The organism is Acrocarpospora catenulata (assembly GCF_018476525.1).
Classification (GTDB): Bacteria; Actinomycetota; Actinomycetes; order Streptosporangiales; family Streptosporangiaceae; genus Acrocarpospora; species Acrocarpospora catenulata.
Genome location: NZ_JAHCST010000033.1, coordinates 58,053 through 71,334 on the forward strand (window position 1 = coordinate 58,053; position 13,282 = coordinate 71,334).

A 13,282-nucleotide genomic window follows, 5' to 3' on the forward strand; every position below is an offset into this window, starting at 1 on the left:
GGCGAACCGCCCCCGGCAAGCTAGATGGGGAGGAGACCGCAGGAAAGACCCAAGGTTACATTGGTCGCACTGTCATTGCTGTTGTACCAAATGACATCCAGCCTTTGTGGAATCGATTCGAGATATCTAAACGTGGTGTTACTGATTCCGGTCGGGCTGACGAAGTGATCCTCAATGATCTTGGGAAGGCTAAAAGGGCAATTGAGCTCCGACGCTGCAGCTCCATCGTTGCTACCCACCTTTCCTGGAACCTTCAGATTCTTGATGACTTGGAACGAAGGAGCCTGTGCAGGCGCTGACGCAGAGCAAACGGCAGTCAGGGATACCCAGACGTTCTTGGCCGGGTTGCTGTACGTGTTGGTGTTATTGAACGACAGCTTGGACACCCCGGGGTAATCGCTCGGCGTGTAGCTGGTCAACTCGGTCTTGTCGTTGTCGGCCTGTGCCCTGACCCCCACCAGATAACGGTGGCTTGAAGGACATTTGACGGATACGTAGCTACTCCCTTGAGGGGGAGCCCAACCCAGGTTGGAGACCTCGCGTTCGTTGGTTTCTGCGGCGCCGGCGACGGGGGCGAGGGTAAGCAATCCTCCGATCACGACCGGTAAGACCAGGCAGATGCGTTTCCACAGCAGAGATGTCATGGTCGCTCCTTGACGAGTCCTGAAAGTACATATTGATCTTCAGGTGATCCGCCCAGAGCCGAACATTCGGACACGACGTGTATCGGCTGAGCTTCCCTCGTCGCTGAGCGGCCTGAAGTCCGTGATCTCAATTTCGGGCATCAGGCCGCTCCCGCACAGCGCCACCGCACCACCAGCAAGGTGCAAGTCACCAAGTGCCCCGGGAGCGAGTGGATCTCTCGCACCCCGCGAGCACAGGCCCTTCCTCTCAAAGGCTGTCGTCGCCGATCAGCTGGTCTCTCGCTCAACGAGGAGACCCGGTCAGCGGGGTCCGTACACGTCCCAGAGTTCGCCCAAGAAGAAGGCGCCGAAGCGGGCCAGGGCGGTCGTGCCGCCGGGGCCGGTGGTGCGGAACGTGGTGAGCATCTTGCCCAGGTCGGAGGGGAGGATGTGGAGGGTGCCGGTGGCCATCAGGGGGCCGTCCTCGCCTTCCGCGACGAAGCCCTCCAGGAGGCGGGCGTGCAGGGTGGAGGTGTCCAGCCAGAGGCGGGTGGGTGGGCCGTGCTGGACGTACTTGTGGCCGGTGAGGGTGCGGGGCTGGTTCTCGCCGTCACGGAACTGGAGACGGTAGCGCATCTCCCGGCGGTCCGGCGCCTCCCCAGGCGCGAACAGGTTGAACCAGCCCCGCTCGATGGCACGCCGGCCCCCGCAAAAGTCGGCGTCGATCCATCCCTCGGCCCGGGCAAGGTGCTCGGGTTCGGCCAGGAAGCGGTCTATGTCATCGGTGCTGATGGTGATCTGGAACTCGATGCGGTCGCCCCCGTTGAGCGTGCCGCGCATCTCCTCGGTGAAGGACAGGGACGTGGTCAGCGTGGTACCCATTGAAATGATCTTTCCCCGTTGTTGCGTGATGATCCGGTCCGCCAGGCGGTCGGCCATGGCGGCGATGGTGAGGGAGGGGTTCGGCCCAACAGGTCCCGGCATGGCCGCGCCGTCCGCGACGTACAGGCCGGGGAAGCCGAACACCTCGCCGCGCGCGTCGCAGACCCCTTCGCCGGGGTGGCGGCCCATGGGGGCGCCGCCGAGCGGGTGCGCGGTGACGACGCGGCGCAGCGGCGCGTCGGAGTACTCGGCGCCGAGCACGTCGCCGATGCGGCGCATGGTGCCGCGGAGTTCCTTGTAGTAGTCCCGGCTGGAGTCCCCGTCCCAGTCCAGGACGAGGCGGTCGCCGTGCAGCCGGAGCACGCCGTCGGGCACGTCCCGGCCCATGCCGAGGACGGGCAGCGAGCGGCTGGACAGTTCGCCGGCGCCCAGCAGCCGGGACAACTCGGCGGACAGGTTGTGGTCCCGGGTGATCATGCCTTTCAGGCGTTCCCAGACGAACCGGATGGCCCGCCGCAGCTCGTCCCCGACGTCGGCGGACTCGGCCACCCATCCCACGAAGGACGGGAAACCGCCCTCCTGGATGTAGGCGCCGTCCGGCAGCGCGATCGAGCTGGTGATCACCGGACCCCGGCTCGCGTCCACCTCACGGTCCTTGGCCCGGAGCAGGAACGAGATCACGTCGCCGTTGCCGGAGAACCGGGTGCCGAGCCGGTCGCTGAGCCCTGGCAGGTTCCCCCGGTTGCGCAGCAGCAGGTACGTCGTGCCGTACGTGCCGGCCGCCAGGATCAGACGGTCGCAGCTGATCGTGTGCGGGCCGGTGAGCGGGTTGTGCCGGACGTACTCGACCTCGTACCCGCCGCCGGTGCGCGGCCGGATGGTCCTGACCTCGTGCAGTGTGCGCAGGTCGGCGCCGTAGTGCTTGGCCGCGGACAGATAGGTGTGGTCCAGGCTGTTCTTGGCGCCCTCGTTGCAGCCGATGTCGCACTCGCCGCACAGCTTGCAGGTCCGGCGCGTACGACCGTGCAGGTTGCCGTACGCGGGCTCGGCGATCGGCAGGCCCTGAACGGGAGGATCCCCCGGCTTGGGGGAGAAGGTGACCGCCAGCGGCGGCAGCCGCCAGTCCAGGCCCAGCTCCGCCGCCGCGTCCTGCATCGCCCTGGTCTTGGCGGTGTCCTCGTACCCGGGATGCTCCAGCGGGTACGGCACCGCCCCGAGCATGCGCTCCACCGCGTCGTAGTGGGGGTCGAGCATGGCCCGGCTGATGGGCCAGTGCTCGTACCCGCCTCCCGGCAACGGTGACTCGGTCACGAACCACTTCTCCTCCTTGCGGAGCAGCACGTTCGCGTAGATCAGCGAGCCCCCGCCGAGTCCGCTGGCCACCACCGAGTCACAGTCGCCGAAACTCCACACGTCGAAGAGCCCGTGCAGCCCTTCGGCCGGATCCCAGAACGCCCTCCCCATGTCCGCCGGGCTGCGCGGGAACCGGCCGGGCGCCCAGGCCTGCCCCCGCTCCAGCAGCACCACCGACTGCCCCGCCTCGGCCAGCCGGTAGGCGGCCACCGAGCCGCCGAAGCCGGACCCGACGACCACCGTGTCAACGTGCTCCATCGGCCCCGTCCACGCTGTGCTTGCGCAGGAATTCCAGGATGTGCGGGAAGACGTCCCGCGCCGCGTCCTTGCCGATGATCGGGTCCACGTGACCGTACCCGGGCAGCACCTGGAGCTCGTGCAGGCCCGGCCTGGCCGCGGACATGATCTCGTGGCAGACGATGTTGGAGTCCCGGAAGACGTGGTTGCGGTCGCCGGTGAGGAACAGCACCGGGGTGGTGATGTCGCCCGCCAGCTCCAGGTAGTCGGAGGGCAGGCCGGGTAACCGGTCGTCGTGGCGGACCGCGTGCCCCGCGCGGACCATGCGCCGCATGTGCCGGTAGTAGTGCAGGCCGTTGGCCCCGAACAGGTCGGCCACCCGGGCGTGCGTCTCGGGGGCCAGGTTCTCGTGGCTCCACAGGCCCGGGTTGCCCGCGCCCCACATGAAGCTGATCATGTGGCAGGCCCGGAAGTCGCACTCCCGGTGGAAGAGCGAGACCGCGCGGGAGATCATCCAGCCCCGGGTGAGCGGCGGCGCGTCGCCGAACCGGGAGTCCAGGAAGGACACCCCGGCCACGTAGTCGAAGAAGCCGGGACCGAACCCCAGCTTGATCCGCGACCAGCGCGGTACCCGGGTCACCAGGGCCACGCTGTTGGAGGTCACGCTGGCGATGTCCCCGACCAGACCGGCGGCCAGGCTCATCATGAAGGAGACCGAGCCCAGGCACTGCGCGATCACGTGCACCCTCTTGTTCCCGATGTGCCGGCGCAGCTCCTGCAGCGCGGCCGGGTGGTCGAAGAGGGCGATGTCGTCGAGGGTGAACCGGTGCGTCTCGGTGTCGTACGGGAAACGGTTGGACATCCGGAAGTCCAGCGACCAGACGTCCGGGTACCCGCTGTCCAGCAGGAAGGAGACCAGGTTGCGGTGCTCGGGCATGATGAACATGTCCGTGGAGGCGGGCAGGCCGTGCAGCAGCAGGACGACGTCGTCGGAGTCGGCCCGGTGGAACCTGGTCAGCTTCAGGCCCAGCCCGTCGTCGGTGGCGAAACCGTGCTCGGACACCTCGGCGTCCCGCACGCCCGCATTGGTGAAGCGCGCGATCCGCATCGCTCTGCCCTCCAGGAAGGTTGTGCGATCACACCATGCCAAGCCGGCCATGGTGCGGGGCATCGTGGGAAACCCGTACTTTTAACGCGCCTGCTTCAGTGCGAGTGCCAGCCCGATACGGGAGGTGACGCCCACCTTCTCGTAGGCGTGGGACAGGTGCGTCTCCACGGTGCGCACGCTGAGGAAGAGCCGCTCGGCGATCTGCTGGTTGGTGCGGCCCTCCACCACCAGCAGCGCGATCTCCAGCTCCCTGGGGGAGAGCCCATGCGCCCCGGTGCCGCGGCTCTTGGCGGGCACCCGCTTGCCCGCCCTGCGCTGTTCCCTTACGGCCTGGGCCAGCAGGCTGTTGGCGTCGCAGGACTTGAAGATCTCCACGGCGTCGGCGAGGTGCGGCAGGGCCTCCTTCTTCCGCCCCGCCGCGCTGAGCGCGGTCCCGGCCCGCAGCAGGGCCCGCCCGGCGTTCAGCCGCTGGCCCGCGGTCTCGAAGATCTCGGCGGCCTGGAGCGCGAGCGGGGCCGCCTCCTGGCCCGGTTCCGCGTGCGCCCGGGCCAGCAGCACGAAGCCCTCGTTGAAGGCGAGTTCCGGGTGGGCGACCTCGGCGGCGCGTTCCGCCCAGACGGCCGACTCGGCGAGATCCCCCTTGGCGGCCACCGCGCAGGCCATGGTCTCATAGAAGGACAGCAGGCTGAACTGGTCCAGCCGTCCGGCCGCGTAGGCGTCCTCCATGGCCGCGATCGGGCCGGGTAGGTCGTCCAGCCGCCCGGCGTTGGCCAGCGCGGTGCCGTAGGCGTACCAGGCCTGGGCGCCGGGCCACTCCCCGGCGCTCACCCCCGAGGTGGCCGCCTCCTCGCCCAGCCGGACCGCCAGCTCGTCGTCGCCGGTGGCCGCGGCCAGCAGGCTCTGCTGCGCCTGGGCCACCACCACGGCGTACCCGGAGTGCAGCAGCCGGGCCACCTCGGCCGACTCCTCGGCCGCCACCGCGCCCTCCGCCAGCCGGCCCACCACCCCGTACGCCCGGGCCAGGCCGGCCAGCATGTTGGTCACGATGAACGTCTGGCCGGTGGCCTTGGCGATCGCGATCGAGCGCTCGAACCGCTGCAGCGCCGAGTCGTGCCGGCCCAGCCAGAGCTCCACCCAGCAGAGCCAGGCCACGCTGTCCATCCACTCCAGCAGGTCCACGTCGGCGGTGGCCGAGATCCGTGACTCCGCCTCGGCCAGGAGTTCCACCGCGCCAGGGATGTGCCCCGCCCCGTAGGCCGCCATCGGGCGCAGCGCGGCCACCGCGACCGCGAGGCCGGGCCCGGCCGGGTCGCGCGGCATGAAGTCAAGGACGGCCTGGGCGGCCCGGTGGTCGCCGCGCATCAGGCTCTCGGCCACCAGCCGCAGCCGCATCGGCAGCGCGGCCGGCAGCCGGGGGTCGGGGACCGTGCGCAGCTCGGCCAGCAGCACCGCGCGGCCCTGCTGCGGGCGGTCGAGCAGGCGCTCCACCAGCGCGCAGAACCGGGCCGCCTGGGCCCGCTTGGCGTACTCGTCCCGGGGGAGCAGGCTGAGCACCTGGTAGGCGGTCTCCCGGCCGGCGGCCAGGTCGCCGCTGACCGTCTGGCCCCTGGCCAGCTCCAGCAGCAGGTCCAGCCGTTGCGCTCCGCCGTCCTGGTCGTCCGGCATCAGGTCGACCGCCGCCTGCAGCCAGTGCGCGGTGGTCGCGGGGGCCGTGGTGGCGACCGCACGGGCCGCCTCCACCAGGACCGCCACCGCCTCGCGGTCGCCGAAGGAGCCCGAGCGCTCGACGTGGTGGGCCCGGACCGTGGCGGGGGCGCCCACGGCCGCCAGGTGCTGGGCGATGCGGGCGTGCGCGAGCAGGCGCCAGCCGGGGGCGGCCGATTCGTAGGCGGCCTGCCGTACCAGGGGGTGGCGGAAGCGGAAGCGGCCGCCGGTGGGCATCGGGCGGACCAGGTCGCGGGCGACCAGTTCGTCCACCGCGGTCAGGGTGGTGGTGTCGGTGAGCTCGGCGGCCACCGCGGCCAGCAGCGGCTCGAACTCGTCGGCGGCCACCGCGGCCGACTGGGCCACCAGCAGGGCATCGGGGGGCAGGTCGGCCAGCTCGCGCTGGATCGCGTTGAGCAGGGTGGCGGGCAGGTCGCCGGCCTCGATGCGGGCCAGCGCCTGGAGGTAGAGCGGGTTGCCGCCGCTGGCCTCGTACAGGGCCTGGCGGCGGCTGCGGCTGATGTGCGGGCCGAGCAGTTCGTCGGCCTCGGCCGGGCTGAGCGGGCCGACCGTGATCCGCCGGCCGCCGGTGTGCAGGTGCGGCGGCGCCTGGTTGGGCCGGTACGCGACGGTGATCAGCACCGGGGCCCTGGGCGGGTGGCGGACCACGTGGTCGAGGAACTCCACTGTGCTGCCGTCCGCCCAGTGCACGTCGTCCAGGGCCAGCACCAGCCCGGACGGCTCGGCCAGCCGCTCCAGCATGGCGATGATCGCCCGGTAGAGGCGGTAGCGGGCCAGCCCGCTGCGGTCCTCCACGGGTTCGTCCGACGCGCCCAGCGCCGGAAAGACGGTGGCCAGCAGCGAATCGGGGCGGATCTCCTCACGCCGGGTCTCCAGGTGCCCGTCCAGCGCGTCCACCAGCGCGCTGAACGGCGTGACCCGCTCGAACTCGGCCGCCCTGCCGCCCAGCGAGAGGTGGCCGCGGCCGCGGGCGGTGGCGTCCAGCTCGGCCAGCAGCCGGGTCTTGCCCGCGCCGGGCTCGCCCACCAGGGCCACCAGACCGAACGCTCCGGCCATGCTCCGGTCGAGTTCGCCGTGCAGATCCTTCAGTACGCCCCGGCGACCGATCAGGGGCGCGGTATGACCATCCATGCCCACACACCATGATCAGTTGCCTGCCGCTACAGAGGCACTTTACCGACAGGGGATTAACGTAGAGGGGCATAGCACTATCAACAGCGCACCTGGACCAGCTGTCATCGGCGCCGTTCAGCTGTCCCGTCACTTGTGCGACATCCGTCCCACCGGCCGGCGTCCGGCGCTGGCGAAAATGTCGGTGGCGCGTGGCAGGGTGTGGCTGACTCGTCACCGCAGTGGATGCAAGGGAGCATTCCATGTTGACCACCGACTTCACCCCGGGCGCCCCCAACTGGCTCGACCTGGGCTCGCCGGACACCGAGGCCAGCGTTGGCTTCTACCGCGCCGTTCTCGGCTGGACGTTCGATTCGGCCGGGCCCGAAGCGGGCGGTTACGGCTTCTTCCGGAACCAGGGCAAGATCGTCGCGGCGCTGGGGCCGCTCACCGAGGAGGGCGCCACCCCGGCCTGGACGATCTACTTCAACACCCCCGACGCCGACGCCACCGCCAAGACGGTCATCGAGAACGGCGGCACCGTGCGGGTCGCCCCCGGCGACGTCTTCACGCATGGGCGCATGGCCGCCTTCACCGACCCCGAGGGCGCCCAGTTCGCCGTCTGGCAGCCGGGCGACACGGCCGGTCTCGAGCAGGTCACCGAGCCGGGCTCGCTCGGCTGGACCGAGGTCTACGTGCCGGAGCCCGACGCGGTGCGCTCCTTCTACGCCGAGGTGCTCGGCTGGCGGATCGTCGAGCAGCCGTTCGGGGAGGGCCTCACCTACATCCTCTGCTCGCTGCCCGTCGGCGAGCAGTCCGAGGTGGCCGGGATCATGCCGGCGGAGCCGGGTGATCGGGCGCACTGGCTGCCCTACTTCGAGGTGCCCGACGTCGACGCCACCATCGCCCGCGCCGAGGCCCACGGCGCGATGCCGCTGATGCCGTCCATGGATGTGGAGGGCGTGGGCCGCTTCGCGGTGCTGACCGACCCGCACGGCGCCCGCTTCGCGTTGATCACGAGCGCCGCCGCCGAGTAGGGGGCTACCCCCAGACTTCCTGTGCCGTCTCGACGATGAGGCGGAGCTTGGCGAACTGCTCCTCGTGGGTGAGCACGTTGCCCTCCACGGTGGAGGAGAAGCCGCACTGCGGGGACAGGCAGAGCTGGTCGAGGTCGATGAACTTGCTCGCCTCCTCGATCCGGCGCTTCAGCTCGTCCTTGGACTCCAGCTGGCCGCGCTTGGTGGTGATCAGGCCGAGCACCACGTGCTTGTCCTTGGGCACGAAGCGCAGCGGCTCGAACCCGCCGGACCGTTCGTCGTCGAACTCCAGGAAGAAGCCGTCCACGGCCAGTTCCCCGAAGAGCGCCTCGGCCACGAAGTCGTACCCGCCTTCGGCCGCCCAGGAGGAGCGGAAGTTGCCCCGGCACATGTGCGTGGTGACCCGAAGCCCCTCCGGGCGGTTCGCCAGCGCCGCGTTGATCTGCTTGATGTAGCGCAGGTGCAGGTGGTCGGCGTCGTCCCCGCGCGCCGCGATCTCGGCCCGCTGCGCGGGGTCGTTCAGGTACGCCAGGCTGGTGTCGTCGAACTGGAGGTATCGGCAGCCCAGCGCGGCCAGCCGGTGCACCTCCTCGTTGTACGCGGCGGCCAGGTCGTTCCAGAACTCTTCCAGGTCGGGGTAGACCGCCTGGTCGATGGAGGCGGGGCCGCCCCGGTAGTGGACCATGTTCGGGGACGGGATGGTCAGCTTGGGGGTGATTCCCTCCGGGGCGTTGTCCCGCAGGAACGTGAAGTCGTCGGCGAAGATCGTCTCGGTCAGCCGGATCGGCTCGGCCACCCGTAACGCCGGGGGCGCGAACTCCAGCTCCTCCTGCTCGTTCCGGAACCGTACGGTGATCAGCTCGTCGGTGGCCTGGGTGACCCCGCCCAGCCGGTAGATGAAGTCCATGTGCCAGGACGCCCGCCGGAACTCCCCGTCGGTGGCCGACTGGAGCCCCGCGTCGCGCTGCGCCCGCACCACCTCCCGGATCGCCTCGTCCTCGGCGGCCCGCAACTCGGCCGCGGTGCTGTCACCCTGGCGGAACGCGTCCCGCGCCCGGAGCAGGGATTCGGGTCGCAGCAGGCTGCCGACGTGGTCGGCGCGGAAGGGGGGTTCGGTACGCATCTGGATCATCTCCTGAGACATCGTCCTTGACATCGCCGTCAAAAGCCCCGACGAGGCCCGACGCTAGCGCCAAATGGAGCCCCAAGCGATCAGAACTGACAATGATCGCGACATTCCGGTGAATACCTGGAGTCACCGTCAGTTATGACCGTCACACCGTGTTCACATTCGGGCAATCGATGGGAAACGGCGGCTTGGGAATCTCGGGCGTGGCGGCTATCGATCAGGGTCGCGTACTGATGAAGGGAACGACGTGGCTTTCAAGGCTGAGTACATCTGGATCGACGGCACTGAGCCGACAGCCAAGCTCCGATCCAAGACCAAGGTGCTGGCGGACGGGGCCGAGCTCCCGACCTGGGGTTTCGACGGATCCAGCACCAACCAGGCCGAGGGCCACGCCTCCGACTGCGTGCTCAAGCCCGTCTTCTCCTGCCCGGACCCGATCCGCGGCGGCGACAACGTGCTCGTCCTCTGCGAGGTCTACAACCCGGACGGCACCGCGCACCCCACCAACACCCGCGCCCAGCTCACCCCGGTCGCCGAGAAGTACGCCGGGCAGGACTCCTGGTACGGCATCGAGCAGGAGTACACCTTCTTCAAGGACGGCCGCCCGTACGGGTTCCCGGTCGGCGGCTTCCCCGGGCCGCAGGGGCCGTACTACTGCGGCATCGGCGCCGACGAGGTGGTCGGCCGTGACATCGTCGAGGCGCACCTGGACGCCTGCATCGAGGCGGGCCTGAAGATCTCCGGCATCAACGCCGAGGTCATGCCCGGCCAGTGGGAGTTCCAGATCGGTCCCGCCGACCCGGTCGAGGTGTCCGACCACATGTGGATGGCCCGCTACCTGCTCTACCGCATCGCCGAGGACTTCGGCGTCTCGGCCACCCTGGACGCCAAGCCGGCCAAGGGCGACTGGAACGGCGCCGGGGCGCACACCAACTTCTCCACCCGGGCCATGCGGGAGGGCTACGACGCCATCATCACCGCCTGCGAGGCGCTCGGCGGCGAGGGCAAGGTCGAGGAGCACATCGCCGGGTACGGTTTCGGCATCGAGCAGCGTCTGACCGGTCTGCACGAGACCGCCCCCTACAACGTCTACAGCTACGGCGTCTCCAACCGTGGCGCCTCGGTCCGCATCCCGTGGCAGGTCGAGCTGGACAAGAAGGGCTACATCGAGGACCGTCGGCCGAACGCCAACGTCGACCCGTACGTGGTCACCCGCCTGATCACCAACACCTGCTGCGAGGCGCTGGAGAAGGCCGGCCAGGTCTGACGTACCACCTCAACGGCTCCCGCTGCGCACAGCGGGAGCCGTTTGTGTTACGTCAGTCGTGGCGTGTGAAAGGCAGGAGGAACGTGTTGCCGAACTTGCCGGACGGGTCGAGTTCGGTTGTCAGGGCGCGGAAGTCGTCCAGACGGTCGTAGTGGCCGGGGCGGGTGAAGATCTTGCCCCAGTGGGGGCGGGGGGCGAAAGGGGCGAGGGCGGTCTCGATCTGTTCGACCACGGGGAGTACGGCGGTGGGGTCGGGCTTCCAGGTGAAGTGCAGGGCGGCGCTGTCGCGCTGGTAGCAGGGGCTGAGCCAGAGGTCGTCGGCGGCGATGGTGCGGATCTCGGAGATGAGCAGTACGGGGTGGATGCGGGCGCGGATCTCGGTGAGGGCGGCCAGGGCTTCGGTCAGGTCGGTGCGGGCGATCATGAATTCTGATTGGAGTTCGTCGCCGGCGCTGGGGATGCGGTCTGGGCGGAAATGGGGGAGGCGGGTGTACCAGGGCCCCGGGAGGTCGTCCTGGTCGGTGCAGCTGTCCGGGGGCATGCCGGGGACCGGGTGCATTGGGTGGGCGGCGGGGGTGAGGTCTGGGGCGGGGTCGCCGTCGCGGCGTTTCACCCAGATCTGGCCGGCGATCGGTTCGCGCCAGTCGGTGAAGAGGCTCACGCTGTAGGCGGAGGCCAGTATCTGGTCGACTTTGTCGTTCAGCAGCGGGAGGTCCACGTACACCCGTTGCCGGACCTCGAAGGTGGGGACCAGGTCCAGGGTCAGCTGGGTCACCACGCCGAGTGCACCGAGGGCGACGACGGCGCCGGGGAAGCGCGGGTCCTGGCGGGTGAGCGTGAGCAGGTCGCCGTCGGCGGTCACCAGTTCCAGCGCTGAGACCGCCGCCGACAAGTTTTGATTGCCCACGCCCGATCCGTGAGTGCCGGTGGCGCAGGCGCCCGCTACCGAGATGTGCGGCAGCGAACCAAGGTTGGGCAGAGCGAAGCCGTGTTCATGCAGGGTACGGCCGAGGTCGGCGTAGCGCAGCCCCGCGGAGACGCGTACGGTCGCGGCCTTTGAGTCCACCTCAACGACCGACGGCAGACCGGAAAGCTCGACAAGTTCGCCAGTACTGTCGGCCAGCTTGTTGAAGGAGTGCCGGGTCCCGAGGGCACGAATGCGCTCCCCACCCGCCACCAGCCCCTGAAGCTCGGCGACCGTAGCCGGCCGGTGAATTGCGGAGGCGGTGTATGCCACATTCCCCGCCCAATTGGTCCCAGTCATGACGCCGACCCTAGAACACCCAACGAAACGCACCGAAGGCCCCGGTCACATGATTGCCCTGGGACTCCCACCCACCCAGCCCGCGGTTGGCCTTCGCTCGGATCCGGCTCCGCCGGAATGGCTGGTTACCCTCCTCTGGCCCGGTCGGACTGGTTGCTGTGGCACTCCCACCCACCCACCCTTGGTCGACCTCCGGTCGGGGGCCCGGCTCCGCCGGGATGGGCGGTGGCCGTCCAGCATGCGAAAGTCCTGGTTGCCGTGTAACCATCTGTCCCGGCGTAAGCCGGGCCCGGGCCGGAGGCTTAGAAGGGTGGGTGGGACAACCACGCCAAACGACGGCGAAGCCGTACAAGGGGGAAGTTGAACGAGGGTGGAGTCGGGGGGGTGGGTTTCAGGGTTGGGTGAGGAGCCATTCGAGGGCGGTGGGGAAGTGTTGGGTCCACCAGTAGTGGTCGTGGCCGCCTATCCATTCTTCGTGGCGGACGCGATTGCCGGCGACGGTGAGGCGGCGGGCCCATTCGGCGGCGGCGGAGCGGAAACCGGATTCCAGGGTGCCGGCGGCGATGTAGTGGCGGCCGAGGGTGTGGATTTCGGCAGGGGGTGGGATGCCGGGACTCAGGGCTGCCACGCCGGTGAAGATGTCGGGGCGGCGTTGCGCGGCGGTGAGGGCCCAGACCGCGCCGTTGGAGTATCCGCCGGTCATCCAGTGGCCGGAGGCGGGGAAACGTTCCTCGGCCCAGGGGATGACCTCGTCGATGACGAAGGTCAGGTGTTCGGCGAAGCGGGCGGGGTCGGCGTCGGGGATGTACTCGCGTGCCCGGGGGTCCGGGTAGGACGGGGGGCCCGAACGGTTGCCGTCGCCGTGATCGCTGTCGATGCCGACCAGGACCACGGGGGGCATCGCTCCGGCCAGGATCGCCGGTTCCACCGTGTAGGCGAAACCGTTGACCGAGCCGCCGTCGGCGACGCAGATGGCCGGAACCAGGCCGCCGCCGAGCGGGGGCCGGTAGAGAGTGATCGTGCGGGGGCGCCCGGAGAAGTCGAGTTCGTGGTGTTCGAAGGTGCCTTTCAGGGGGCGCGCGAGAGGGCGGGGTTCAGGCGCGTGCGGCCCGTGCCAGCAGGCCTCCTCCATCATGTTCTGTCCGTTCACGTAAGGCACCACTTCGATCACGGCCTCGTCCAGCCCGCGAACCCGTAACGACGCCTCCCAGAGGTCGTCGTTCCCGTTCACCCGCCACAACGCAGGCCGGACACCTCCGATCAACTCGACCTGCCGAGCCTCGCCCCGCCAGAGCACGTGCAACACGTCGTCCTCGGCCCACACAGCCAGATCGGCGTCGCCCAGTTGCTTACGAAGGAACTCCGGATCGCGGGGAGCCCACACCCGCATAACCTCAACGCCATCAGGAAGCGCGCTACCGTACCGCCTCGCGGCCTCCCGGCGCTCCTTGTCCACGGCACCGAACCTAGAACGCCACCGAATTCCCGTAAAGCCGATTTGCCCGGATTCACCAAACGGATGCGCAAACGGTACGCAAACCCACGCT

The 13,282-nt window shown here is 69.5% G+C and carries 9 protein-coding genes; 2 read left to right on the top strand and 7 right to left on the bottom strand.

The features are described from left to right. Nucleotides 1-20: 20 nt before the first annotated feature. The 4 genes from KIP79_RS28170 to KIP79_RS28185 all read right to left on the bottom strand — a co-directional run bounded on the left by KIP79_RS28170 (nt 21) and on the right by KIP79_RS28185 (nt 7,059). Nucleotides 21-644 (bottom strand): hypothetical protein, encoded by a 624-nt coding sequence (locus KIP79_RS28170; protein ID WP_214107951.1) that lies wholly within the window; start codon nt 642-644, stop codon nt 21-23. Nucleotides 645-944: 300 nt separating this feature from the next. Beyond that, nucleotides 945-3,116, bottom strand: a complete 2,172-nt coding sequence (locus tag KIP79_RS28175) for a GMC oxidoreductase (RefSeq protein ID WP_214107952.1) — start codon at nt 3,114-3,116, stop codon at nt 945-947. After that, complete coding sequence (locus KIP79_RS28180; RefSeq protein WP_214107953.1) at nt 3,103-4,203, bottom strand: alpha/beta fold hydrolase; 1,101 nt, start codon at nt 4,201-4,203, stop codon at nt 3,103-3,105. The genes KIP79_RS28175 and KIP79_RS28180 overlap by 14 nt, the downstream gene beginning before the upstream one ends. Nucleotides 4,204-4,284: 81 nt before the next feature. Beyond that, entirely contained in the window at nt 4,285-7,059 is a 2,775-nt protein-coding gene (locus KIP79_RS28185) for a helix-turn-helix transcriptional regulator (protein ID WP_250213961.1), read from the bottom strand. 242 nt (nt 7,060-7,301) lie between these two features. Between KIP79_RS28185 and KIP79_RS28190 the strand changes: the two genes are divergently transcribed. Then, nucleotides 7,302-8,075, top strand: coding sequence for a VOC family protein (locus KIP79_RS28190; protein ID WP_214107954.1), 774 nt, complete (start codon nt 7,302-7,304; stop codon nt 8,073-8,075). A 4-nt stretch (nt 8,076-8,079) separates the two neighbouring features. Here KIP79_RS28190 and KIP79_RS28195 read toward each other — a convergent pair whose 3' ends face one another. Further along, nucleotides 8,080-9,198 (bottom strand): 5-methyltetrahydropteroyltriglutamate--homocysteine S-methyltransferase, encoded by a 1,119-nt coding sequence (locus tag KIP79_RS28195; protein ID WP_250213962.1) that lies wholly within the window; start codon nt 9,196-9,198, stop codon nt 8,080-8,082. Nucleotides 9,199-9,451: 253 nt separating this feature from the next. On the opposite strand from KIP79_RS28195, the gene glnII reads away from it, so the two are divergent. Then, a complete protein-coding gene (gene glnII / locus KIP79_RS48620) occupies nt 9,452-10,471 on the top strand; it encodes a glutamine synthetase (RefSeq protein ID WP_214107956.1) in 1,020 nt (339 codons plus the stop codon). A gap of 52 nt (nt 10,472-10,523) precedes the next feature. On the opposite strand, the gene KIP79_RS28205 is transcribed toward glnII, so the two are convergent. Together KIP79_RS28205 and KIP79_RS28210 are read right to left on the bottom strand one after the other, a co-directional pair. Continuing rightward, on the bottom strand, nt 10,524-11,735 hold the full coding sequence (locus KIP79_RS28205) for an FAD-binding protein (protein ID WP_214107957.1): 1,212 nt from the start codon (nt 11,733-11,735) through the stop codon (nt 10,524-10,526). A gap of 391 nt (nt 11,736-12,126) precedes the next feature. Beyond that, entirely contained in the window at nt 12,127-13,119 is a 993-nt protein-coding gene (locus KIP79_RS28210; RefSeq protein ID WP_214107958.1) for an alpha/beta hydrolase, read from the bottom strand. Between the last annotated feature and the right edge of the window lie 163 nt (nt 13,120-13,282).

What these genes read in the sequence shown, in the direction of transcription:
- KIP79_RS28180 (WP_214107953.1), bottom strand. Translation starts at nt 4,203, where the DNA reads ATGCGGATCGCGCGCTTCACCAATGCGGGCGTGCGGGACGCCGAGGTG.
- KIP79_RS28185 (WP_250213961.1), bottom strand. Translation starts at nt 7,059, where the DNA reads ATGGATGGTCATACCGCGCCCCTGATCGGTCGCCGGGGCGTACTGAAG.
- KIP79_RS28195 (WP_250213962.1), bottom strand. Translation starts at nt 9,198, where the DNA reads ATGCGTACCGAACCCCCCTTCCGCGCCGACCACGTCGGCAGCCTGCTG.
- KIP79_RS28175 (WP_214107952.1), bottom strand. Translation starts at nt 3,116, where the DNA reads ATGGAGCACGTTGACACGGTGGTCGTCGGGTCCGGCTTCGGCGGCTCG.
- KIP79_RS28205 (WP_214107957.1), bottom strand. Translation starts at nt 11,735, where the DNA reads ATGACTGGGACCAATTGGGCGGGGAATGTGGCATACACCGCCTCCGCA.
- KIP79_RS28190 (WP_214107954.1), top strand. Translation starts at nt 7,302, where the DNA reads ATGTTGACCACCGACTTCACCCCGGGCGCCCCCAACTGGCTCGACCTG.
- KIP79_RS28170 (WP_214107951.1), bottom strand. Translation starts at nt 644, where the DNA reads ATGACATCTCTGCTGTGGAAACGCATCTGCCTGGTCTTACCGGTCGTG.